18 protein-coding genes are annotated in these 23262 nt (G+C 64.9%); 11 read left to right on the top strand and 7 right to left on the bottom strand.

Going from position 1 to position 23262, the window contains the following annotated elements; translation table 11 throughout:
* Positions 1-515 precede the first annotated feature (515 nt).
* Together purB and EI171_RS18895 are read left to right on the top strand one after the other, a co-directional pair.
* The gene (gene purB, locus EI171_RS18900) at positions 516-1823 is read left to right on the top strand and encodes an adenylosuccinate lyase (RefSeq protein ID WP_097532139.1); all 1308 of its coding nucleotides are present in this window, start codon (positions 516-518) and stop codon (positions 1821-1823) included.
* Between the two features lie 129 nt (positions 1824-1952).
* Positions 1953-3125 (top strand): M20 aminoacylase family protein, encoded by a 1173-nt coding sequence (locus EI171_RS18895; RefSeq protein WP_161534380.1) that lies wholly within the window; start codon positions 1953-1955, stop codon positions 3123-3125.
* 55 nt (positions 3126-3180) lie between these two features.
* Here EI171_RS18895 and EI171_RS46745 read toward each other — a convergent pair whose 3' ends face one another.
* Positions 3181-5094 carry an ATP-binding protein gene (locus EI171_RS46745; protein WP_371740519.1) on the bottom strand — a complete coding sequence of 638 codons (1914 nt, stop codon included), beginning with the start codon at positions 5092-5094 and terminating at the stop codon, positions 3181-3183.
* A gap of 142 nt (positions 5095-5236) precedes the next feature.
* Here EI171_RS46745 and EI171_RS18885 point away from each other — a divergent pair, with 142 nt between their 5' ends.
* Positions 5237-6598 carry an ABC transporter substrate-binding protein gene (locus tag EI171_RS18885; RefSeq protein ID WP_161534379.1) on the top strand — a complete coding sequence of 454 codons (1362 nt, stop codon included), beginning with the start codon at positions 5237-5239 and terminating at the stop codon, positions 6596-6598.
* A 5-nt stretch (positions 6599-6603) separates the two neighbouring features.
* Here the strand turns inward: EI171_RS18885 and EI171_RS18880 are convergent, their stop codons facing one another.
* The 4 genes from EI171_RS18880 to EI171_RS18865 all read right to left on the bottom strand — a co-directional run bounded on the left by EI171_RS18880 (position 6604) and on the right by EI171_RS18865 (position 14043).
* Positions 6604-7929 (bottom strand): LVIVD repeat-containing protein, encoded by a 1326-nt coding sequence (locus EI171_RS18880; RefSeq protein WP_161534378.1) that lies wholly within the window; start codon positions 7927-7929, stop codon positions 6604-6606.
* Between the two features lie 341 nt (positions 7930-8270).
* Positions 8271-10124, bottom strand: coding sequence for a caspase domain-containing protein (locus EI171_RS18875; RefSeq protein WP_371740518.1), 1854 nt, complete (start codon positions 10122-10124; stop codon positions 8271-8273).
* Entirely contained in the window at positions 10124-11926 is a 1803-nt protein-coding gene (locus EI171_RS18870) for a caspase family protein (RefSeq protein ID WP_161534376.1), read from the bottom strand. Before EI171_RS18870 ends, EI171_RS18875 begins: the two co-directional genes overlap by 1 nt.
* A gap of 209 nt (positions 11927-12135) precedes the next feature.
* Complete coding sequence (locus tag EI171_RS18865) at positions 12136-14043, bottom strand: acyl-CoA synthetase (RefSeq protein WP_161534375.1); 1908 nt, start codon at positions 14041-14043, stop codon at positions 12136-12138.
* A 247-nt stretch (positions 14044-14290) separates the two neighbouring features.
* Between EI171_RS18865 and EI171_RS18860 the strand changes: the two genes are divergently transcribed.
* Positions 14291-15373, top strand: a complete 1083-nt coding sequence (locus EI171_RS18860; protein ID WP_161534374.1) for a preprotein translocase subunit SecD — start codon at positions 14291-14293, stop codon at positions 15371-15373.
* A 254-nt stretch (positions 15374-15627) separates the two neighbouring features.
* On the top strand, positions 15628-16434 hold the full coding sequence (locus tag EI171_RS18855; RefSeq protein WP_028173384.1) for a Crp/Fnr family transcriptional regulator: 807 nt from the start codon (positions 15628-15630) through the stop codon (positions 16432-16434).
* 7 nt (positions 16435-16441) lie between these two features.
* Here the strand turns inward: EI171_RS18855 and EI171_RS18850 are convergent, their stop codons facing one another.
* Positions 16442-17083 (bottom strand): glutathione S-transferase family protein, encoded by a 642-nt coding sequence (locus EI171_RS18850; RefSeq protein WP_161534373.1) that lies wholly within the window; start codon positions 17081-17083, stop codon positions 16442-16444.
* 172 nt (positions 17084-17255) lie between these two features.
* A complete protein-coding gene (locus tag EI171_RS18845; RefSeq protein ID WP_161534372.1) occupies positions 17256-17807 on the bottom strand; it encodes a cytochrome b in 552 nt (183 codons plus the stop codon).
* 173 nt (positions 17808-17980) lie between these two features.
* Here EI171_RS18845 and murI point away from each other — a divergent pair, with 173 nt between their 5' ends.
* From murI to EI171_RS18815, 6 genes are all read left to right on the top strand, one after another.
* The gene (gene murI / locus EI171_RS18840; protein WP_097532147.1) at positions 17981-18778 is read left to right on the top strand and encodes a glutamate racemase; all 798 of its coding nucleotides are present in this window, start codon (positions 17981-17983) and stop codon (positions 18776-18778) included.
* Between the two features lie 61 nt (positions 18779-18839).
* The gene (locus tag EI171_RS18835; RefSeq protein WP_161534371.1) at positions 18840-19613 is read left to right on the top strand and encodes an HpcH/HpaI aldolase/citrate lyase family protein; all 774 of its coding nucleotides are present in this window, start codon (positions 18840-18842) and stop codon (positions 19611-19613) included.
* Between the two features lie 67 nt (positions 19614-19680).
* Positions 19681-20064: a cupin domain-containing protein gene (locus tag EI171_RS18830; RefSeq protein ID WP_011088450.1), complete on the top strand. Its 384-nt coding sequence runs from the start codon at positions 19681-19683 to the stop codon at positions 20062-20064.
* Between the two features lie 105 nt (positions 20065-20169).
* A complete protein-coding gene (locus tag EI171_RS18825) occupies positions 20170-20937 on the top strand; it encodes an acyltransferase (RefSeq protein WP_097532148.1) in 768 nt (255 codons plus the stop codon).
* Positions 20938-21218: 281 nt separating this feature from the next.
* Positions 21219-21836, top strand: coding sequence for a 30S ribosomal protein S4 (gene rpsD / locus EI171_RS18820; protein WP_011088452.1), 618 nt, complete (start codon positions 21219-21221; stop codon positions 21834-21836).
* A gap of 342 nt (positions 21837-22178) precedes the next feature.
* On the top strand, positions 22179-23246 hold the full coding sequence (locus EI171_RS18815) for a low specificity L-threonine aldolase (RefSeq protein WP_161534370.1): 1068 nt from the start codon (positions 22179-22181) through the stop codon (positions 23244-23246).
* Positions 23247-23262 lie beyond the last annotated feature (16 nt).

Below are 23262 nucleotides of genomic sequence, written 5' to 3'. Positions count from 1 at the left end.
TTTATCCGGCGATGGCGCTGCTTCCGAAGCGCCCTTGCCGGTCGTTCGGAATGCTCTCGCCTCAATGAGGCAGTTTTGCAGCCTGCGCCGCGATCTGGCGCGCCACCAGTAAATTGAGCCAATGCCCAATCGTCCCGGTCAAATTGATGATTTCGGTCGTCATTGTCGTAAGTCTCCATTCGTCCACGGTCCCCTCTCTTCAATTTCGTCCCTCGATCCGTATTTGTTTCGGACCTCGGGGCCTCCGGGGGTAGCCGCGGGACGCCCAATCGGAGCGTCCGGAAACGGATATACACGTCTCGCTGACAGATTTCAATATCTGTCAGTCAATGATCCGTGATTGACAGTTACTTTTTTTGCAGCCCGGCCCCGCGGGCGGGTCCGGTGGTCATCCCCCGTTACCTTGACTCCGCCGTTTGTTTCGCCCTCCCCGCTCTGTTAAATCACGGCGTAAAAAACATTTTGGCCGGTGCCGCCCCTCAGGGCCGCCCGCCCACCTTTGCTGGAGCCGTCAGATGATCCCCCGCTATACCCGTCCGGAAATGGCCTCGATCTGGGAGCCGCAGACCCGGTTCAAGATCTGGTTCGAGATCGAGGCGCATGCGGCGGACGCCCTGGCCGAGCTCGGCACCATCCCCAAGGAGGCCGCCAGGACGGTCTGGGCGAAGGCTGAGAACGCCACCTTCGACGTCGCCCGCATCGACGAGATTGAGCGCGAGACCAAGCACGACGTCATCGCCTTCCTCACCCACCTCGCCGAGATCGTCGGCCCCGAGGCGCGCTTCGTGCACCAGGGCATGACCTCTTCCGACGTGCTCGACACCTGCCTCAACGTCCAGCTCACCCGCGCCGCCGACCTGCTGCTCGCCGATCTCGACAAGGTGCTGGCGGCGCTGAAGAAGCGCGCCTTCGAGCACAAGATGACGCCGACCATCGGCCGCAGCCATGGCATCCACGCCGAGCCCGTGACCTTCGGCCTCAAGCTCGCCTATGCCTATGCCGAATTCTCGCGCGCCAAGGAACGCCTGATCGCGGCGCGGAAGGAGGTCGCGACCTGCGCTATCTCCGGTGCCGTCGGCACTTTCGCGCAGATCGATCCGCGGGTCGAAGAGCACGTTGCAAAAGCCATGGGGCTCGTGCCCGAGCCGATCTCGACCCAGGTGATCCCGCGCGACCGCCACGCGATGTATTTCTCGACCCTTGGCGTGATCGCCTCCTCGGTCGAGCGCATCGCGGTCGAGATCCGCCACATGCAGCGCACCGAGGTGCTGGAGGCCGAAGAGTTCTTCTCCGAGGGACAGAAGGGCTCTTCCGCCATGCCGCACAAGCGCAACCCGGTGCTGTCCGAAAACCTCACCGGCCTCTCCCGCATGGTGCGCGCCTATGTGACGCCGGCCTTGGAGAACGTCGTGCTCTGGCACGAGCGCGACATCTCGCACTCCTCCGCCGAGCGCATGATGGGCCCAGACGCGACCGTGACGCTCGACTTCGCGCTGGTGCGCCTTGCCGGCCTGATCGACAAGCTGCTGGTCTATCCCGCCAACATGCAGAAGAATCTCGACCGCCTCGGCGGCCTCGTGCATTCGCAGCGCGTGCTCCTGGCGCTAACGCAGAAGGGCGCGAGCCGCGAGGACGCCTACAAGCTGGTGCAGCGCAACGCCATGCCGGTCTGGCGCGGCGAAGGCGACTTCCTCCAGCTCCTGAAGCAGGACGCCGAGGTGAAGAAATATCTCACCGACGCCGAGATCGAGGAGCAGTTCGACCTCGGCTACCACCTCAAGCACGTCGACACGATCTTCAAGCGCGTGTTCGGCGAGAGCTGATTATTCTCGTCATTCCGGGGCACGCGAAGCGTGAACCCGGAATCTCGCGCGACGACATCCAGATTCCGGGTTCGATGCGACGCATCGCCCCGGGATGACGAGAGAACCCAAAAGAAACGGATCCCCCTCATGCCCATCGTCAACCGCATCGCCGCCCTCTCCGACGAAATGGCCGCCTGGCGCCATGACTTCCACGAGAACCCGGAGCTGCTCTACGAGGTCCACCGTACAGCCGGCATCGTCGCCGATCGCTTGCGCGAGTTCGGCTGCGACGAGGTGGTGACGGGCATCGGCCGCACCGGCGTCGTCGGCGTGATCCGCGGCCGCAAATCGGCCTCCGGCAAGACCATCGGCCTGCGCGCCGACATGGACGCGCTGCCGATCATGGAAACCTCGGGCGTGCCCTATGCCTCCAAGGTCCCCGGCAAGATGCACGCCTGCGGCCATGACGGTCACACCGCGATGCTGCTGGGCGCCGCAAAATATCTCGCCGAGACCCGCAATTTCGACGGCACCGCGATCGTGATCTTCCAGCCCGCCGAGGAAGGCGGCGGCGGCGGCAAGGCCATGGTCGAGGACGGCCTGATGACGCGCTGGAACATCCAGGAGGTCTACGGCATGCACAACATGCCGGGCCTGCCCGAAGGCCATTTCGCCACCACGCCCGGCGCGATGCTCGCCTCCTCCGACAACATCCAGATCACGGTCCATGGCAAGGGCGGTCACGCCGGCGCGGGTCCGCACAAATCGGTCGACAGCGTGCTGATCGGCTCGCAGATCGTCAATGCGCTGCAATCGATCGTCGCGCGCAACATCGATCCGCTCAAATCCGCCGTCATCTCGATCACGCAATTCCACTCCGGCACCGCCTTCAACATCATCCCGGAGGTCGCCGAGCTCGGCGGCACCGTGCGCACGCTCGATCCTGAAGTGCGTGATCTGGTCGAGCGCCGCATCGGCGAGGTCGCAGAGAGCGTCGCGCGCGCCTATGGCGGCTCGGCAGAGACGAAATACACACGGATGTACCCGGTGACGATGAACCATGCGCGCGAGGCCGGGATTGCCGCCGACGTCGCCCGCGACATCGTCGGCGCCGAGCGCGTCAACGACAAGTTCATCCCGATGATGGGCGCCGAAGACTTCTCCTTCATGCTGGAGGCGCGTCCCGGCGCCATGGTGCTGGTCGGCATGGGCGACGGCAACGAATGCCACCACCCGTCCTATGTCTTCAACGACAACATCCTCGGCCACGGCGCCTCGTTCTGGGTGCGCTTGATCGAGACGAGGATGCCGGCGGGTTAAGGCCGGCTTCGCGGCAGGCAACATTCGCGCAAAGGACCGGGCTGCGCGGAGCCCGTCATCGGGCCGCGGAGCGTTGCCCCGTCGGCTCATCCGCCTCCAGCAGGCGAGATGCGATCTCGTCTGACGCGAGAGGCAGGGTGAACTGAAAGAAGGCGCCCCGCGGCTCGTTTGCACCGGCCCACATCCGCCCGCCATGCGCCTCGATGATCGAGCGGCAGATCGCGAGACCCATCCCCATGCCCGTGGGCTTGGTGGTGTAGAACGCTTCGAACAGGCGGTCCACGTTCTTCGGATCCAGCCCCGGACCGGAATCCCGCAAGGTGACGTGGACGCCGTGCGATGCATCCCGACCGGTGCTGATCACCAACTCCCGTCCCCCCTCGCCGACCGCGGCCATCGCCTCGATCGCGTTGACGATCAGGTTGAGCACCACTTGCTGAAGTTGAACCCGATCGGCCTGAACCGGCGGCAAGCCCTCGGCAAATTGCGTTCGCACCGACACGCCGTTCTTGAACGCTTCGCTGCGTGTCAGCGCGATGACCTCAAGCACCGCCTGGTTGATCTCCAGATTCTCCTTTTGCGGGGGCGCGTTCCTGATCAGCGCCCGGATCCGGCCGATGATATCGCCGGCTCGCATGCCGTCCTTTGTGATCCAGTCGAGCGTCTGTCGAACCCGCTCCAGATTTGGCGGTTGCGCCTCCAGCCAATTCGACCCGGCCTCGGCGTTCGCCACGATCGCGGCGATCGGCTGGTTGACTTCGTGGGCGATCGACGCGGTGAGTTGCCCCATCGTGGTGACGCGATTGGCGTGCGCGAGCTCCATCAGCGCTTCACGGTAGCGCCGCTCGTGTTCGCGGCCTTCAGCTTCCGCCCGCTTGAGAGGCGTCAGATCGAGGACAAAGCCGACGCCATTCTCCGTACCTGCTCCGAACATGGTCCCGCCGATCAGCACCGGCACACGGCTTCCGTCCTTCCGCACATACTCCTTCTCGAAGGGCTGGGCCGTCCCGACCCGCTTCAGCTCCGCCACGGTTTGCAGGTCGCGGCCACGCCATTCCGGCGGCGTGAGGTCGGTCCGATGCAGGCGCCCTGCGTTGAGATCTTCCCGGTCGTATCCCACGATGCGCAGGAATGCATCGTTGGCCTCGAGAATGCGCCCCTCGACTTCCCAGATGATGATGCCGATGATGTTGGCATCGAACAGGCGTCTGATCTTGATATCCCGTGCTGCAAGATCACTCTGGAGCTGGATGTTCTCCTCGGTCGCCTCTCTCCGCCGTTTCGCTTCGAGCCGCGCGAGCGCAAGCGCCGCTGCGGCCAGCGCGACGACGAGGACAACGGCGCCGGCGATCAGCCAGGTCCAGCGTTGCTCGAATGCTTCGGCGCGCGCCTCCCGACCAGCGAGCCGAAAGCGCTCGTGATCCACCATCTGGTCGATTTGCGAGCGGATTTCGTCCATGCTGCGGATCATTGCCAGCGCGGCGAGCCCGGAGGTGCTGGCCGTCTTCAGCAGCTCGTCGATCTCGCGCAGCGTGGCTGTAACGGTCAGCGCCAGATGTCCGGCCCGAAGGCCCTGCAATGGATCGTCCGCGACCAACATCTGCAGCGCCTGAGCCTCCCGCCGTACGCTTTCGTCGGAGACGCCGTAGGCCTTGAGATAGGCGGGGTCGAGGGTCATGAGATACCCGCGCCTTTCAGTCTCCAGTTCCGCGACGATCGCCCGCAGCCGATCGAGCGTTTCGAGGACCTGGCGGCTATGCTCGATGAAGTGATGAGCTGCTTGCCGCTCCTGCCAATATTGCAGGCCGAGGAAGCTGGTCGCGGCAAACAGGGTCACAAGCACTGCGACCGCAAGGATCAGCGGACGAGCAAACCATCGCAGAGGCAGGGCCCGAACAGGAACGGACATTGGCCGTGGGTCTTCGATGCTCGTGTGACCGCGCGTGTTCTGGTGCCGACGCCAGAGCATGATAGGACAATAGCACGGATAGGGAGGTCGGGAACCCGACATTCATCGGGTACCCCAGGCGTGAAGGCCGTGATGTCGCAGGGCTGCGGCCCCGTGCGTGTGCTATGGATGAATGCCCTTGGTTGATTCAAGGAGCATCATCATGGCACAGGGTGAAAACTCACTGAGCCATCCGGCGAGCCGGCGCAGTTTCATCAAGGGACTGGGGGCGGCTGGCGCGAGCCTGACCGCGCTGCCGCGCTGGAGCTTTGCCGAGGATACCGCTGCGGCTTACGCCAACGCCGCGATCGACTGGAAGCAATTTACGGGACAGACGATCGCGCTTTCGGGCGCGATCCATCCGTGGTCGAATGCGATCACGCCGCTGTTGCCGGAGTTCACCATACTCACCGGCATCAACGTCACCATCGATTTCCAGCTGGAGACCAGCTACCTCGGCGCGCTGCCGATCAGGCTCGCTCGCGGCAGTAGCACGCCCGACGTCTTCATGTTCACGACCTATGGCCAGGGCATCTCGAACGGATGGGTGGAGCCACTGAACGGCTATTATTCCCAGAGGTCGCTGACCGACCCCGCCTGGTATGACGAGAGCGACCTGCTCAAGACGGCCCGAGCCTTCCCGCTGTGGTCGGACGGCGAACGGTACGCCGTCCCGATTACCTCGGAGGCAATGACCCTGTTCATCAACAGCGATGCGCTGGCGGCCAAGGACCTGCCGGTTCCCCAGACTTTTGAGGAGCTGCTCGTCACCGCCAAGGCGGTCAAGACCAACGGGATGTCGGGGATCGCGATGCGCGCCCAGGCCAGCGGCAATTCCTCTCCGCCAGCCATGGGCTTCCTGTTCTCCTACGGCGGGGCCATGGTCGAGCACAACAGGGTCGCTTTCGCGAGCCCGGAGGGGATCGCGGCCGTCGAGATGTACGGACAGCTGCTCGGTCAGGCCGGGCCCGCCGGCGTCGGCAGCTACGAATGGTACCACGTGCTGGACGACTTCCTGCAGGGGCGGACGGCCATGGCGATCGACAGCAGCAACTTCGCGACCGACATCTCCAATCCCGCGAAAAGCCGCGTCGCCAACCAGGCCGGGTTTGCAACTTTTCCGCATCTCGCCGGTCGCGGACCCGTCCCCTTCATGTCGCACTGGCAGGCGTGCATCAATTCCAGATCTCGAAACAAGCGGGCGGCTTTCCTGTTCCTGCTCTGGGCGACGAGCAAGGCGACCTCGCTGCGGACCGCCGCAGCGGGGCTGGCGACGACACGCGTGTCGGCTTGGTCGAGCGAGGGCTTCAAGAAGGCGTTCGGCCCGCAGGCAGCCGAGGCGGCGCTGACAAACTTGCAGAATGCCGACGTCGACCGCGCCAAGGCAGTTCTTTTCCATCCGCAATCGAGACTGATCCTGGACGCCTTCATGATCGGCGTGAATGAAGTGGTCAACGGCGCGAAATCGGCGAAGGATGCGATGACGGGCGCTGCCGAAAGGGCCAACGCGGCGATCCGCGGGTAGCCACCTCATCCCTGATATTGCAGCACGTGCATGCCGGCGTTCCAGTCGGAGACGAACATCAGCCCGTCGGGCCGGACATAGGCGTCGCAGGTCTTGGCTGCGAGCCCGATGTTCGGGCGCGGGTCGACGAGCTTCTTCGGCGTCGGCGGCACCCAGTACGCGACCTCCTTCGGTGCGAAGGCGTCCTTGACGTCGAACACCCTGACGCCGGCATTGTTGTAGGTCGCGAAAATCGTCTCCTCGCTCTGGAACGAGCCCGGACGGTTCTCGTGCAGATTATGCGGGCCGAAGGTGCCGTTCGTGCAGAAATCACGGTCGCGCGGGGTCGGCAGGGTTGCGATCGGCACCGGATTCTCCGGCGCGCGCACGTCGAGAACGAATGTGTGGAACAGGCCCTTGGCGCATTTCTCCGCATTGGCTTCGTCCGCGACGATCGCGAGCTGTCTCTTGGGCAGCGGCAGCGGCGTATGCGTGCCGCCGGCGAAGGGAGGCGACCAGTTGATGTGGGACAACAGCTTTGGATTTGCGGGATCGCTGATGTCGTGGATGGTGAAGCCGCCATCGCGCCAGGCGGCATAGCCGCGATCACCCGCCGTGATCATGTGATGCAGCGCAAAGCGCTTGCCCTTGGGCGTCGCCGGCTCGCCGGCCGCGCGGTTCATGCCCGGCAGCCACCATTTCGCGACGATCTCCGGCTTCGTGATGGTCTTGAGATCGACCACGCACAGGATGTGGTCGGTGAACCCGTCGAAATGCGCCGACACATAGGCATAGCGGCCACCCGGCCACCACAGCCGGTTGATGCCGAAGCCGGGCATTTCGAGGAACGCGATCTCGCGCATCTCGTTCGGCTTCGAGATGTCGTGGATCGAGAGGCCGCAGCGGAATTTCTTGGCCTTGGTGATGCTGTCGACCAGCGTGTTCTCGAAATAGCCGCGCATGTTGTCGTAGGACTGCATCGCGACGATGTTGGCGCCGTTCGCAACCAGCAGCAGGTCCTCTGCCGCCTGCAAATGGTGGGTGCGGGTGTATTGCCCCGCGGTGAAGAAACTGACCGGCTTCAGCGCGCGCGGATCCGTCGCATCCAGGATCGTCACGCCGTCGCTGAACATATGCCCGACATAGACGTGTTGCCGGTTGAACATCACCTGCACGCTGTCAGGCCGGCCGCCGATGTCGCTGTAGGAGATGTGCTGGATGCCCTTGCCGATACCTTCGAGCGGAATCTCCGCCTCTGAAGCCCATGCGGACCTCGACCACCCGGACAGCGCGGCGGATCCGAACACGCCCGACAATTGCTGAAGGTGGCGGCGGCGAGAGAACTGGCGCATCGATTTCCCCCCCAGTTTTTTGGGGGATGATGCGCGCTTGCGGCGAGGCATGCAAGCCTCGCGGTCCGCCTCACCTCAATCGCGGACTTCTCTGGTCCGGCCAGCCATCACTGAGCTCGCATCAGCGGTGCCGGCGCGCTCTTATAGGCGGAATTGCCGATGACGAGCGCAACGCGCTTCTCGGCCTGCGCGGGCGCGCAGGCGAAGAAAGCTGCAAACATCAATGCACAAACAGATCGAATGATATTCACGCAATCACCCGCGGACCGTGATGCGCGGAATAGAACCAGTCAGACGCACAGAACGAAAAGAGTGTCGTTAGCCTACCCTCCTGTTACCGTTCAATGGCACACCTCCACTTGTGACATGCCGGCGCTACCCGGCCTTGGATCTCGCTCAATGCGACACCCCTTGGAAACCGGCCTGCATCCAGTAGAAGTGCAGATCATCTGTCCCGAGGCTTGCGACTTTGGGGTAGCAGATTCCGCTTCCTTCCGGCCTTGGTCGCGCTTCCTCGAATCCTCGCGCGTCGCGACCGGCTTCTTCTCCGGGATCTTCTCGCACTCGTTGTCGTCGCCGACGCGATAGCCGGCGCGGCAGGTGATCTTCACGCATTGATCGCCGTCGGCCTTGAAGCCGAAATTGCACACCAGCGGACAAACTCGTCCCGGCTTCGCCTTGAGCGCATCGAGTGCGTCGACGCTCGCAAGTTTCGCGTCGAACTGGGTGCCGGCGTATTTGTTGAACAGTGCCAGCGAGCGCTGCGATGCCGCGCTCCAGTCGCCCTCCGCGGCGCCGGACAGGCAGCCGACGCGGCGCAATTCGCTTTGCACGGATTTTGCCAGATCGGCCGCCGACAATGTGGATGCTGGCGCGGGCGAAAGGGCGGCAACTTTTTGCTCCGCCTCTGGTATCTGACGATCGGCCGCCGGCCTTGCGGCCTGCTCCGCCTTCTCGGCGGCCTGCTTCGCGGCGAGCTCGGCCTTGACCTTCTCCGCGGCCTGCTTCTCGGCCAGCGCTTTCGCGGCCGCCGCCTCGGCCACCTTGCGCTCGCGTTCGGCCGCTTCAGCCCTCGCCTGCTCGATCTCCTTTTTCTTTTCCGCCGCGATCCGCGCCTCTTCGGCGGCCTTGGCCGCCGCGGCCGCCTTCTCCTGCTCGGCCTTCTGGGCGCGCTCGGCAATCAGCCGCGCCTTTTCCTGCTCGGCCGTTCTGGCCTTTTGTTCAGCTGCCGCGCGCGTCTCTTCGGCGCCGATCTTGTTCAGCTGGCCCTTGGCCAGATTCGCGTAGAAGCCCTCCGGATATTGCGCCAGGAATGCTTCCCAGCCATCCCGCGTGCCGAGCTGAAGCGCGAGTTCATAGTCGCGCCTGAGCTCAGACTGCGGATTTGCCTGCGGACCGGTTGCGGCCGGCTTGGCAGGAACCAGCGGCACGTCATCGCCGCCCAGCGAGCCATACACGAAGGGTTCCTGCTTGTTCGCGGTGCTCCTCAGCACATCATCGCGCACGAAGCCGAACGCCTTGCGCAGGTCCAGGCCGGGCTTTGGAAGGTGGTCTGCAAGCGCCGTGGCGAACGGGCTGTTTCTGGAATCTCCGTCGGACGCCGTCGATCCGGCCTTGGCCGCGAAGGCGATCATGGTGTTGGGGCTGGTCGGCTCGACCTTGGCGAGCCCGCGGCCAATCGCCCGAGAGGCGACCGTCCGCTTCATCGTCTTGGCGAAGGGGTTGTCGCGACACGCATCGAGGATGACGAGCCGAAGCTGTTTGGCAGGCTCGATGCTCACCAGCACGCGATCGATCGGCAAAGCCTCGTCGTAGACGTCGGCGTCGGTCTCAAGAGCGGCATCGGTCGGGATCAGGTAGTTGGTGCCGTCGAGCTCGATGCCGTGGCCGGCGTAATAGATCACCGCCATGTCGGCGTCGCGGACCCTTCCGGCAAACTCACGGAGCGCCCGCCGCATCTCGGAGGCGTTCAGGTCTGTTTTGACGTCGACCGCATCGAAGCCGGCCTTCTTGAACATGTCGCCGATCAGGGCAGCATCGTTCACCGGATTGGTGAGCCGCAGCGTGTTCTTGTACGCGGAATTGCCCATCACGAGCGCGACGCGTTTCTCGGCCAGCGCCGGGCTGCAGCAGAAAGCAAAATAAGCAAGAGCTCCGAGCACGAGGGAGCAGGCCCGAAGAGTATGCTTCATCATCAGTTGCATATTTCGGCGGGTATCTTGATCGTAGGAGTGGCTGGATGATTGGTCGTTCCGAGCCGGCATCCCTTCGCAATCGGCCTGCATCCGGCGTTATTGCAGATCATCTGTCCTGAAGCCTGCGGCGCCGACGGGGCGGCCTCCGTTTGCTTTCGATCCGCGTCCCGCCTCCTCGAATCGTCCCGCGTCGCGACCGGCTTCTTCTCCGGGATCTTCTCGCATTCGTTGTCGTCACCGACGCGATAGCCGGCGCGGCAGGTGATCTTCACGCATTGATCGCCGTCGGCCTTGAAGCCGAAATTGCACACCAGCGGACAAACTCGTCCCGGCTTCGCCTTGAGCGCATCGAGTGCGTCGACGCTGACGAGCTTCACGTCGAACTGGGTACCGGCATATTTGTTGAACAGCGTCAGCGAGCGCTGCGAGGTGGCGCTCCAGTCGCCATCGGCAGCGGCGGACAGGCAGCCTACGCGGCGCAACTCGCTTTGCACGGATTTTGCCAGATCGGCCGCCGACAATGTGGATGCTGGCGCGGGCGAAAGGGCGGCAACTTTTTGCTCCGCCTCTGGTATCTGACGATCAGCCGTCGGCTTAGCGGGCTGCTCCGCCTTCTCGGCGGCCTGTTTGGCGGCGAGCTCGGCCTTCGCCTTCTCCGCGGCCTGCTTCTCGGCCAGTGCTTTCGCGGCTGCTGCCTCGGCGACCTTGCGCTGCTGCTCGGCGGCCTCGGCCCGCGCCTGCTCGATCTGCTTCTGCTTCTCTGCGGCAACCCGCGCCTCTTCGGCGGCCCTGGCCGCCGCGACCGCCTTCTCCTGCTCGGCCTTCTGGGCGCGCTCGGCAATGAGCCTTGTCTTCTCCTGCTCCGCCGCCTTGGCCTTTTGCTCGGCCGCCGCGCGCGTCTCTTCGGCGGCGATCTTGTTCAACTGGCCCTTGGCAAGGTTGGAATAGAATCCGTCGGGATATTGCGCCAGAAACGCTTCCCAGCCATCACGCGTGGCGAGCTGGAGCGCGAGCTCGTAGTCCCTGCGCACGGCATCCTGCGGATTGGCCTGTGGACCGGTCGCAATCGGGCGCGTCGGGACCAGCGGCACGTCGTCGCCGCCGAGCGAGCCGTAGACATAAGGCTCCTGCTTGTAGCTGGTAGCCTTGAGCACGTCATCGCGCACGAAGCCGAAGGCCTTGCGCAGATCAAGGCCCGGCTTCGGCAGGTGCTCGACCAACGCGGTGGCGAACGGGCTGTTTCGGGAGTCGCCGTCGGACGCGGTCGAGCCGGCCTTGGCCGCGAAGGCAATCATGGTGTTGGGACTGGTCGGCTCGACCTTGGCCAGGCCGCGTCCGATCGCGCGCGAGGCCAGCGTGCGCTTCATGGTCTTTGAGAAGGGGTTGTCGCGGCAGGCGTCGAGGATGATGAGACGGAGCTGCTTGGCCGGCTCGACCGCGAACAGCGCACGCTCGACCGGGATAGTCTCGTCGAGAACGTCGCCATCGGTCTCCAGTGTCGCATCCGTCGGAATGAGATAGTTGTTGCCGTCGAGCTCGATGCCGTGGCCGGCATAGTAGATCACCGCCATGTCCGCATCGCGCGCCCTGCCGGCGAACTCTCGCAGCATGCGCCGCATCTCGCTGGCGCTGAGATCAAGCCTGACGTCCACAGAATCGAAGCCGGCTTTCTTGAACATGCCGCCAACCAAGGTGGCATCGTTCACGGGATTGCCGAGCTTCGGCGCGCTCTTGTAGGCGGAATTACCAATGATGAGCGCGACCCGCCGGTCGGCATGCGCCGGTCCGCAGGCTAGGCCCATCGCAAATATCAACAAAGCAAATAGCCGAAGCGGAATCACTTTGCGTCCCCCCGGATGCAATTCCATGAGACTATTCGGAGTATGGCCGAATGCCAATTCTTCCATATGTGACATTAGTCACACAGGGGCTCGAACGACCTTCATAATCGAGCGGGGGAGCGTCGCCCTTCCGGCGCGGTCAGACCGACGCCGGGCTGCATTTGGGCCTGCTACACCTGCACCACCTCGTGCCGCATCACGAACGGCGCGAGCAGGGTGTGCACCTCGCCCGCGACCGCCTCGCGCTGGTCGGCCGGCAGGCCCGCCAGCGTCACGGTGGCGATCGAGCCGTGGCTGCCATGAGCGCCGACCCTGACCTTGCAGTCGATGCCGCGCTCGGCGAGCGGCGCCAGCACCTTCGTGAACACGCGCTCGGCCGCGTCCCAGCGCAGCTGCGGCTTGAACACCTTGCCGACCCCCGTGACCGGCATCGGATCGATCGGGATGACCTGCACCGGCACGGCGGCGCGCTCCGGCGTGCGCTCGCGCACCCACGCCTCAAGCTCGCCCGGCTCGACCTTGGCACCCGGTTTCAACTGCACGTAACCGACCGGCAGTTCGCCGGCATAGGCGTCGGGCTGGCCGACCACCGCGGCGAAGCCAACGGCGGGATGGCGGAACATGATCTCCTCGATCGGCGCCGGATCGATGTTGTGGCCGCCGCGGATGACGAGATCCTTGGCGCGACCGGTGATCCAGAGATAGCCGTCGGCGTCCAGCCGGCCGAGATCCCCGGAATTGACCCAGACCTCGTCGACGAAGGCGCCCTTGTTGTGCTCGTCGTTGAGATAGCCGCCGAACACGCCGGGCCCCGCCATGATCACGACACCGATCTCGTCCGGCGCGCAGTCGCGGATCAGGCGGCCGTCGGCATCGAGCTGCACGATGCGCACGCGCGCATAGGGCATGGGCAGGCCGACCGAGCCGAGCCGGATCGGCCGTGACGGATAAGCGAGCGTGTGCACGCTCGAGGTCTCAGTCATGCCGTAGACTTCGACCACCGGCAGCTTCAGTTTGTCCTGGATCGCCGAGCCGACGGCGACGGGGATCGCCGAGCCGCCGCCGGCAGCATATTTCAGGCTGGAGATGTCGGCATTGCCCGGCGGCACCGCCAGCGTTGCGGCGAGCACCGTCGGCACGCTCGACAGCGCCTCGGGCTTGAAGCGCTCGACGAGCCCCCAGATGTTCTTCACCGCATTCGGATTGCGCCAGCCGCTCGGCGACAGCACGACCAGCGAGCCGCCGCTCGACAGCGTCAGCAGCACCTGCGTCAGCGATCCGCCGACGTGAAACAACGGCATGCCGAACAACAGGTTGGCGCCGGGCTTGGGTTTCAGCAGCAGATTGAGCGCCCAGGCCTGGTAGACCTGGTTGGCATGGGTGTGCCGCACCAGCTTCGGCGTACCGGTGGTGCCGCCGGTATGGAAATAAGCGGCGATATCGCTGCCGAGAATCTTGCGTCCGCTGATCGGCCGATCGGACGGCTGCTGCTTGATCAAATCGTTGAAAGCAAACACGCCGTTCGCCGGGTCGCCGCCACCGAACACCTGTACGATCGCCTTGAGATGCTTGAGCTGCGGGCGGATCTGCTCGACCTTCTGCCAGATGTCGGTGCCGGGCATCGGCCCGAGCGCCACCAGGATCTTCGTGTTCGCGGCCTCCAGGATTTCCGCGATCTGGTGCGGCTCGAGCAGCGGATTGACGGGATTGGCGATGCCGGCAGCTTCCGCGCCGAACAGCGTCACGAAGGCGTCGGGCACCAGCGGCAGCATGAAGCTGATGACGTCGCCCTTCTCCGCGCCGAGCGCGTGAAACATGTTGGCGGCCTGCGTGACGCGCGCCACGAAGTCGCGGTACGTGACCACAACCGGCGTATCGGCCGGATCGGCGTTTTGCAGGAACTGGATCGCTGCGCCGTCCGGGTTGCGCGCAGCACCTAACTTGATCGCGTCATAGGTGCTCTCGGCCGCGACGCGATCCGCGTAGGGGACCTGCTCGAAGGCCCGGACCTCTTCGTCAGTCGCCAGGTCCGGATAGTCGTTGCCAATCAGCCGATCGAGCGCGTGGATGCCCGCCATGGAATTCCGTCCTCCCTCAGGTGCATTTCCCCGCCTCCTGTCTTTTGACATTTTGGTCGGCGAGGCCTCGACCGATGGCCGGTCGAACGCCAACACAATGAGGGATGATTTGCCGTTCGTCCATTGCCTAACGGCTGCAGCGACAGGGCTCATCCGGACGGAATTTGAACCTCCGCGCCCGATCCGGGGACCAAGAACATGCACAGGATTCGCCTGCCAGCGTCCTGCCGCAAGACTTGAGGTCATCATGACTATGCCCCTGCGGGATCGCATCGGACGGCTTACTATTGCGCTCGCCATCGCAGCGGCGATCGCGCTGCCCCGCGCGGGGCTCGCCGAGGACAGCCAGCTCGACAAGATGCGCGCCAAGATCACGGCCTTCATCGCGGACAAGATGGAGAAGCTGGGCGGCTCGCGCATCATCTACAAGGTGGACACCGACGGCTTGCGCGAGAGCGTCGTCACGGATTTGCGCGACGACGTCTACAAGACGTTGCGCGAGGGCAAGATCGCCTTCTCCGGTCTTGCGATCCGCGACGGCGGCGTCGAATTGAAGATCGTGGACGCCAAGGGCCGCGAAGAGCTGAAGCGCAAGCTCGCCTCAGCCGCGGAGGGATTGCCATCGCATGCGCTCGCCATGACCGACGGCGGCGACGGACTGGTCCGGCTCGCGCCCGCCGATGCAGCATCCGCCGCGCGGCTGCGCGATCTCGTCGAAGACGCCATCGCCATGATCGAGCAGCGCCTCAAGGATGCCGGCATCAGGCTCGCCAGCGTCCAGCCTGACGGCACGGACCGCATCCGGATCTTCCTGCCCGGCATGATGGAGCCCGAGCAGGTGACCAGAATCTTCGCCACCAAGGTCAAGGTCAGCCTCCGCCTGGTCGACCTCTCGATGCCGGCGGAGCAGGCCCAATCCGGTGCGCCGCCCGCGGGCACGGAAGTCCTGCTCGGTTTCAAGGACAAGCAGCCCTATCTGGTTGCCAAGGAGAGCGCGCTCGACGGCGACGACATCAGCTATGCCGGTCCCGGCTTTGCGAGCGGCACGAAGGACCCGATCGCCTCGTTCCGCTTCAACGGCCGCGGCACGCGGCGCTTCGCCCACATCACCTCAGAGAACGTCGGAAGACCCTTCGCTATCGTGCTCGACGACAAGGTGATCTCCGCTCCCGTGATCCGCGAGCCCATCACCGGCGGCTCGGGCCAGATCTCCGGCAATTTCACCCTGGAGGAAGCAAGCAGCGTCGCCATGATGCTGCGCGCCGGCTCGCTGCCGGGGCACCTCGGCCTGGTCGAGCAGCAGGTGATCCAGCCCGCCAGCAAGCCGTAAGGCGAAGATCGCCTCACGCCCCCCTCGTCGGGGGCCTCAGGTCGGTCAACGGCGCGGAAGTCCGCACCCCGGGGCCGAATCACAGGCCCGCCACGGCGATACGCGCAACCAACGGGCAATTGCCGAAACGCACGATCAGGCTAAAATTTGCCTCTTGCGGCATGACGGCCGAAGGCTCCATTCAAGCGGTCGTCATTCGATTTCGGCTATACGAATACCGACCAGGACTGAAGGCCTTACGCGGGGTTAGTACCATGCCGTCCGGCAGCGCAGACATTTCGTCGATCCTCGACCGCATTCTCGATGCGGCGACGGACAACCTCAGGATCGCGAAGATCCTGGTCCAGATGGGCCTCGATCCCAACAACGTCACCTACGACGCGATCTTCAATCGGATGCTGGAGATCTTTGTCCAAAACATCACCCTGGCCAATCTGTTCGCCGCGGTCGGCGCCGGCTTCTTCGTCGCCACCCTCCTGATGCGGACCATGGTGCCCCTGCGCGTCGCCAACATGGTCGGCTGTGCATTCTTCGCCGTGTTCGGCGCGCTCTCCGCCAACGTCTCGACCTTCCTGCTCTATCTGCTGCTGCTTCCGATCAACGCTCTTCGCCTGCGGCAGATGCTCAAGCTGGTCAAGAAGGCGCGACATGCGGCCGAAGGCGACATGTCGATCGAGTGGCTCAAGCCGTTCATGACCGAGCGCAAATATCGCCGCGGCGACACGCTGTTCAAACTGGGCGATCCAGCCAAGGAGATGCTCCTTACGGTCACCGGAAAATTCCTGGTCAAGGAGATCAATGTCGAGATCGGGCCCGGAGCTCTCATGGGAGAGCTCGGCTTCCTGACGCCGGACAACCGGCGCACCGGAACGATCGAATGCGTCGAAGACGGCCAGGTGTTGACGATCACCTATGACCGGCTGCTCGAGATCTACTTCCAGGATCCGCAGTTCGGCTACTACTTCCTGGTGCTGACCAGCCAGCGCCTGCTGCAAAACATCGATCGCTTGCAGAAGCAGCTCGCCACGGAACGGGCGGCGACGACGAACAGGATCGCGTGACCGCCGCTCAGCTCAGCAGCAGCGCCATGCCGGGATCGCCCTTCTCCATCGCGCGCCGGTAGGCCGGCCGCGCACCGATGCGGCCGAGATATTTCACCACGTTCGGACAACGCTGGAGATCATAGGGCTGGAAGTAACGCATCGTGGTCAGCGAAAAGCCCATCATGATGTCGGCGGTGGTGAAGGTTGCGCCGGCGAGATACTCGGCATCGCGAACGCGCGCATCGACCAGATCGAAGGCGCGGTCGACGCGCCCTCTGGTCGCGACCAGCATCGGATTGTCCTCGGCGGGCTTGAGCCGGTTCAGGATCATCAAGCGGCCCATGCCGGCTTGCAGCGTGCCGTTGGCGAAGTGAAACCAGTACAAAAACTGCGCAAAATCAGGGTCGTCCGGGCGGAGCACGAGGCGCCCATTGCCGTATCTGGCCATGATGTAATCGACGATCGCACCGGATTCGGCGAGCACGAGATCGCCGTCGGTGATGACGGGCGCCGCTCCGATCGGGTGCAGCGCCTTGTAGTCGGGAGGCGCCAGCATGGTGACGGAATCGCGAGCGTAGCGCTTGAGCTCATAGGGGATTTCGAGCTCCTCGCACAGCCAGACGATGCGCTCGGACTGCGACTTGCCGAGATGATGGACGGTGAGCATGGCGCCTCCTGCGGCCGTGGGATGGATCGTGATGCCGCATCATAGCATCGCCGTCACCCTTCGAGGCTCCGCTTTGCGATGCGTGCGCATCGCAAGCCTCGCGCCTCCAGCGACAACCGCTTCGCGGTTGCGCGGGGATGACGGGATTGCGAGCAACGCGTTTGGGAAAGCCCTACCCCGCCTCGTCCGCCACCATCCGCGTCACGACACGGTCGCCGCGGATGAAGTGGTGCCAGAGAGCGGCGACGACGTGAACCGCGATCAGGGCGAGCAGCACATAGGCAAAGAGGATGTGGCGGTCCTCATAGGCGTTCGCCGCCGCACGGTCGGGAGAAGTGAATTGCGGCACGTGAAACAGGCCGAAGAAGTCCGAATAATCGGGCGCGTGCGCGCCGGAATGCGCCCAGCCAAGCATGATGACCACGATCACGGCGAGATACAGCGCGCCATGGCTGATGCGGGCGGCCAGCCTCTGCCAGGGCTGGCTGTCGGCCGGCAACGCCGGCGTCGGGTTGATGACGCGCCAGACCAGGCGCAGCACCGTGAGCAGCAGGATCACATAGCCGATATCGGCATGGATCGAGCGGTAGAAGAAACGGTCGGGCCGCGCCGGGATGTGGTTCATCCACCAGCCGAAGCCGATCATACCGATGATCGTCAGCGCCAAAATCCAGTGCAGCCAGCGGGAAACGCTGCCCCAGCCGTTACTGGTGTTTCTGATCATGTCGGCTCCCCGGAATTCTGCGGATATGTCCCCGTCCGCAGTGCAACACCCGTGCTGATAGCGGGAACATGCGGCAATCGCGAAATTGAATCGTTCAAAATTGGCCCCAGGTGCCACCGCCGCAAAACCGCCCCAAAAACCGAATGGTAACCAAGACGCTTTAAGGTAACGACGTGACCAATTCCCCGACGATCCTGGTGTTCGATTCCGGCCTTGGCGGGCTCACGGTGCTCCGTGAGGTCGTGGCCGCGCGCCCGGACGCGCATTACGTCTACGTCGCCGACGACGCCTTCTTCCCCTACGGCCACCACAGCGAGGACGAGATCATCGCCCGCGTCGTGCCGCTGATGGGGGAGCTGATCGGCACCCATGATCCGGACCTCGTCGTCATCGCCTGCAACACGGCGTCCACCCTGGTCCTATCGCACCTGCGCGCCGCTTATTCCCTGCCCTTCGTCGGCACGGTGCCGGCGATCAAGCCGGCCTGTGCGCAGTCGAAGAGCCGGCGGGTCTCGGTGCTCGGCACCAAGGGCACGGTGAAGCGCGAATACACCAAGGCGCTGATCCGCGACTTCGCGCAGGGATGCGAGGTGACGCTGGTCGGCTCGCCCGAACTCGCCTCGCTCGCCGAGCGCGCACTCGGGGGCCATCCGATCAGCGACGACGACATCCTCGCCGAGCTCACCCCCTGCTTCGTCGGCGATGCCGCCGACGCAGGCGCGCGTACCGACACGGTGGTGCTGGCCTGCACGCATTATCCGCTCCTGCTCGACCGGCTGACCAGGCTCGCGCCCTGGCCGGTGGACTGGATCGACCCGGCACCCGCCATCGCCCGCCGCGTATCGGATCTGCTCGGCCCGGCTATCGGCGGCATCATGCAGTCCGGCGCCGAGATGATCTTCACCTCGAACCGTGTGCATGACCTTTCGGCCACGCTGACGCCGTTCTTCGGCGGCCGCGCGCTGGCCTGACTTTCCGCGCCAACGACGCGCTGCTAGGCTTCGCCGTCGTCATCTCCGCGCAGGTTTTCTCATGTCGGTGCAGACCACGCCGCTCAACCGTCTCCGCCAATTGTGGCGCGAGGGCCGCCCCGCCTTCGGCGCCATCGCGACCATCCCGAGCGTGCAGACCGTGCAGATCATGGCGCGCTCGCTCGACTGGATCATCGTCGATCTCGAGCACGGGCCGATCGGCCTCACCGAAGCGCATGCGATGATCGCCGCCACGACCGGCACGCCGTGCACGCCGCTGGTGCGGATCGCGGCGAACGAACCGTGGCTTGCGAAAGCGCCGATGGACATCGGCGCCTTCGGCATCAATTTTCCGATGATCACGAACCGCAGCGAGGCGGAGAAAGCGGTGCGCAGCGTGCGCTATCCGCCGCGCGGCGATCGTCTCTGGGGTCCCTTCCACGCGCCATTCCGCTGGGGCCAGTCGATGCCGGACTACATGGCCGGCGCCGACGACGAGATGATCTGCATGATCACCATCGAGCATGTCGACGCCGTCGACCGCATCGACGAGATCATGGCCACCCCCGGCATCGACGTCGCGGTGATCGGCCCCGGCGACCTCGCCACCTCCATCAACAAGCGCGGCCAGATGGACGATCCGGAGCTCTTGGAGCTGGTCGCGCGCGCCGAGGCCGGCATCCTCAGAAGCGGCGTGCCGATCGGCGGCGTCGCCCGCACCGCCGACCAGGCCAACGCCCTGGTCGACCGTGGCTACCGCGCCATCGCGCTCGGCTTCGACTGGTCGCTGTTCCAGCGCGGCATCATGGCGGCGTTCGAGGGCATCAGGCGCTGAACAGGCCGATTGCCACCTTGCCGGGAACTGCCGCGCTGCTAGGGTCGGCCCTTCCAGGGAGGAAATAATGCTCAAAAAGACTTTGCTCGCTCTGTCCTTCGCAGGCCTTGCCTTTGCGGCCTTCGCCCAGCAGCCCGCCATCAAGCGCACCCCACTCCAGAAGACCGATTTCCCGGACGGCTACACGACCCTGACCGCCATCGCCGAAGTGCCGCCCGGCGGCGCCGCTGGCCGTCACACCCATCCCGGGATCGAGACCGGCTATGTGCTGGAAGGCGAGGCCGATCTCCTCGTCGAAGGCCAGCCTGACAAGCACCTGAAGGCCGGCGATTCCTATCTGATCCCGGCCGGCGTCGTCCACGACGCCAAGACCCACGGCGATAAATCATTGAAAATCATTGGTATTTACGTCTACGACAAGACCAAGCCGCTGGCGACGCCAGCCCCCTGATGCGGCGAACCGACCGACCCCAAGCGGGTTGGTTCGTGCTAGAGCACGCGGCGAGCGGGCGACCCGCTCGCTGCACATATTTTAGCCGCAGGAACCGAAAGACCGATGCGCGGGACGCCCAAGACCATTTCGCTGCCGCGCCGCCTGATCTGCGACCTGATGCGCGCGTCGATGGACGTGCCCTTCGTCTCGCTGTCCCGTTCCCTCAATATCCGCCCCCTGCTGGAGGCGCGCTCGGGCGCGATTGCGCCCGCCGGCTGGGCGGCGATGTTCGTCAAAGCTTTCGCCCTGGTAGCCAGGGACGAGCCAATCCTGCGCACCGTCTACGCCAAATGGCCCTGGCCGATGCTCTACGAGCTGCCGAAGAGCGTCGCGCTGGTGGCTATCGCGCGGGTCGAGGACGGCGAGGAATGCGTGCTGCCGCAGCGAATCGCAGCCCCGGAGGCTCTTTCCCTGGCCGCGGTCGATGCCGAGATCCGGCGCGGCAAGACGGCGCCGATTAACGACGTTCCCATGTTCCGCAAGATCATGCGGGCGACCCGCCTGCCGCTGCCGCTGCGGCGGCTGTCCTGGGCCATCGGACTCAATTTCGGCCGGCAGCGGGGCAACTGGTTCGGCAGCTTCGCGGTGAGCTCGGTGGCCGCCTATGGCGGCGGCGAGCTGCACCCCGTCACGCCCGGCCCCTTCATCGTCAGCTATGGGGTGGTCGAGCCCGACCAGACCATCCATGTCGTGATCCGCTGGGACCACCGGGTCACCGACGCCGCCCCCATCGCCCGGGTCCTGACCCGGCTGGAACAGGTCCTTAACACTGAAATCGCTGCCGAATTGCGGGCGGCCGGCCCGAAGCCGATCCGGGTGGTCGGGACGTGACCGCGCAGCGGTCATCCCGGGGCGGTGCGATAGCACCGAGCCCGGGATCATGAGATTCCGGTTCGCTCTTTGAGCGCCCCGGAATGACGGCTAAAGAATTGACAGCGAACCCCAAACTCCCCTAAAAGCCGCCTGCTCGCGGGCCGATTTCGGCCCGCGAAGCGTTTCGCGACCCGTGGTCCTCTCCCTTAAGCTTTGGGGATCGGACCTGTCGGTGCCGGGCTTTGGCCTGTCACACAGGAGGGCGCGTTTCCTCAAACCATGCAACCGAAGAGGACGCGATGACTAAGCGCAGTGAGGCGAAGTACAAGATCGATCGCCGTATGGGCCAGAATATCTGGGGCCGCCCGAAGAGCCCCGTGAACCGCCGCGAGTACGGCCCCGGCCAGCACGGCCAGCGCCGCAAGGGCAAGCTCTCCGACTTCGGCGTGCAGCTGCGCGCCAAGCAGAAGCTGAAGGGCTATTACGCCAACATTTCCGAGCGCCAGTTCCACGGCATCTATGTCGAGGCGAGCCGCCTCAAGGGTGACACCGGCGAGAACCTGATCGGCCTCCTGGAGCGTCGTCTCGACGCGGTCGTGTACCGCGCCAAGTTCGTCTCGACGATCTTCGCCGCGCGCCAGTTCATCAACCACGGCCACATCAAGGTGAACGGCCGCAAGGTCAACATCTCGAGCTACCAGCTCAAGGTCGGCGACGTGGTCGAGGTCAAGGAAGCCTCCAAGCAGCTCGCCCACGTGCTCGAAGCCAGCCAGCTCCCCGAGCGCGACACCCCCGACTATCTCGACGTCGACCACGGCAAGATGACCGCGAAGTACATTCGCATCCCCGGCCTCTCCGACGTGCCGTTCCCGGTGCAGATGGAGCCGCATCTGGTCGTCGAATTCTATTCGCGCTGATAACTCGGCACACCAACGTTCAAAGGCCCCGGTTTTCCGGGGCCTTTTTGTTTGGTAGCATGCCATCGATGTCTCGGATGGCCGGCCAGTTCGCCAACACTCTGCCTTCGGCAATGCTGACTGAAGCGGCGATTCGAGCGTGGGCGGCCCTCTCCCGCGACCAGCAGGTCTGCCGATATCGGGGGCTGTTCGCTCATCCCGATTGCAATATGTTCACAGCGGACACGCCAGACGACATCCTTCTTGCCGCGCGACACCGCGTCGCTCAACGTTCCCGTGGCTGAGAAACGATGCACGCAGTACGTCGCAATTGTTCGACTAGATGAAATGACGAGACCAGCCATGCTCTACACCCCGCCCCCGATCGATCCCAAGGCGCCGCCGGTGCGCATCAATCTGCTGTCGGACACCCAGACCAAGCCGACGGCTGCGATGCGCGAGGCTATGGCGCGCGCCGAGGTCGGCGACGAGCAGGTCGGCGACGATCCGACCGTGAACGCGCTGTGCGAGCGCGTTGCGGATCTGCTCGGCAAGGAGGCCGCCGTGTACATGCCCTCGGGCACGATGTGCAACGTCACCGCGACGCTGGTGCATTGCCGGCCCGGCGACGAGATTCTCGCGCACGAGACCGCGCACATCATCGCCCGTGAGGGTGGCGCGCATGCCGCGATCGGCGGCTTCCAGGTTACGCAGCTCAAGGGCCCCGACGGGCAGTTCACGCCGGAGACGTTCCGGAAAGCTCTGCACCCGCGCACGCGCTACCAGCCGCCGCAGACCGTCGTCAGCGTCGAGCAGACCGCCAATATCGGCGGCGGCACGATCTGGAAGAAGGCCGCACTCGACGAGATCGTCGAGATCGCCAGGCAGCACGGCCTCGTCACCCACATGGACGGCGCGCGGCTGCTCAACGCCACGGTGGCGAGCGGCATTTCTCCGCGCGACATGACCGCTGGCTGGGATTCGGCCTGGATCGACTTCTCCAAGGGCCTGGGCGCGCCGATCGGCGGTGTGCTCGCCGGCTCGCGCGCCTTCATCGACGCGGTCTGGCAGTGGAAGCAGCGCCTCGGCGGCTCGATGCGGCAGGCCGGAATCTGTGCCGCCGCCTGCATCTACGCCCTCGACCACCACGTCGATCGCCTTGCCGACGATCATGCCAATGCGCGCGCACTCGCCCGCGGACTGTCGCAGATCGCAGGCATCGAGGTGCAGGAGCCCGAGACCAACCTCGTGTTCTTCAAGCCCGATGGCGCCGGCGTCCCCGGCGACAAGATGGTCGCCGCACTGCGCCAGCGCGGCGTGACGCTCGCGATGATGGACGGCCGCATCCGCGCCTGCACGCATCTCGACGTCAATGCGAGCCAGATCGAGGAAACGATCGGATACGTGCGCGAGATCGTGCGCGGGGCGTAAGTCCCGTAGCCCGCGA

Origin of the sequence: Bradyrhizobium sp. LCT2 (assembly GCF_009931255.1) — a bacterium.
In the GTDB taxonomy this organism is placed as follows: domain Bacteria; phylum Pseudomonadota; class Alphaproteobacteria; order Rhizobiales; family Xanthobacteraceae; genus Bradyrhizobium; species Bradyrhizobium diazoefficiens.
The sequence above is the reverse complement of the archived record's forward strand: the minus strand, read 5'-3'. Positions and strand labels throughout refer to the sequence as shown.

Coding starts and splice junctions, on each gene's coding strand:
- EI171_RS18885 (WP_161534379.1), top strand. CDS start 5,237: ATGGCACAGGGTGAAAACTCACTGAGCCATCCGGCGAGCCGGCGCAGT.
- EI171_RS18830 (WP_011088450.1), top strand. CDS start 19,681: ATGCTCAAAAAGACTTTGCTCGCTCTGTCCTTCGCAGGCCTTGCCTTT.
- EI171_RS18835 (WP_161534371.1), top strand. CDS start 18,840: ATGTCGGTGCAGACCACGCCGCTCAACCGTCTCCGCCAATTGTGGCGC.
- EI171_RS18850 (WP_161534373.1), bottom strand. CDS start 17,083: ATGCTCACCGTCCATCATCTCGGCAAGTCGCAGTCCGAGCGCATCGTC.
- EI171_RS18895 (WP_161534380.1), top strand. CDS start 1,953: ATGCCCATCGTCAACCGCATCGCCGCCCTCTCCGACGAAATGGCCGCC.
- EI171_RS18860 (WP_161534374.1), top strand. CDS start 14,291: ATGACTATGCCCCTGCGGGATCGCATCGGACGGCTTACTATTGCGCTC.
- EI171_RS18865 (WP_161534375.1), bottom strand. CDS start 14,043: ATGGCGGGCATCCACGCGCTCGATCGGCTGATTGGCAACGACTATCCG.
- EI171_RS18825 (WP_097532148.1), top strand. CDS start 20,170: ATGCGCGGGACGCCCAAGACCATTTCGCTGCCGCGCCGCCTGATCTGC.
- EI171_RS18855 (WP_028173384.1), top strand. CDS start 15,628: ATGCCGTCCGGCAGCGCAGACATTTCGTCGATCCTCGACCGCATTCTC.
- rpsD (WP_011088452.1), top strand. CDS start 21,219: ATGACTAAGCGCAGTGAGGCGAAGTACAAGATCGATCGCCGTATGGGC.
- EI171_RS18875 (WP_371740518.1), bottom strand. CDS start 10,124: ATGATGAAGCATACTCTTCGGGCCTGCTCCCTCGTGCTCGGAGCTCTT.
- purB (WP_097532139.1), top strand. CDS start 516: ATGATCCCCCGCTATACCCGTCCGGAAATGGCCTCGATCTGGGAGCCG.
- EI171_RS18845 (WP_161534372.1), bottom strand. CDS start 17,807: ATGATCAGAAACACCAGTAACGGCTGGGGCAGCGTTTCCCGCTGGCTG.
- EI171_RS46745 (WP_371740519.1), bottom strand. CDS start 5,094: ATGCTCTGGCGTCGGCACCAGAACACGCGCGGTCACACGAGCATCGAA.
- EI171_RS18815 (WP_161534370.1), top strand. CDS start 22,179: ATGCTCTACACCCCGCCCCCGATCGATCCCAAGGCGCCGCCGGTGCGC.
- EI171_RS18870 (WP_161534376.1), bottom strand. CDS start 11,926: ATGGGCCTAGCCTGCGGACCGGCGCATGCCGACCGGCGGGTCGCGCTC.
- EI171_RS18880 (WP_161534378.1), bottom strand. CDS start 7,929: ATGCGCCAGTTCTCTCGCCGCCGCCACCTTCAGCAATTGTCGGGCGTG.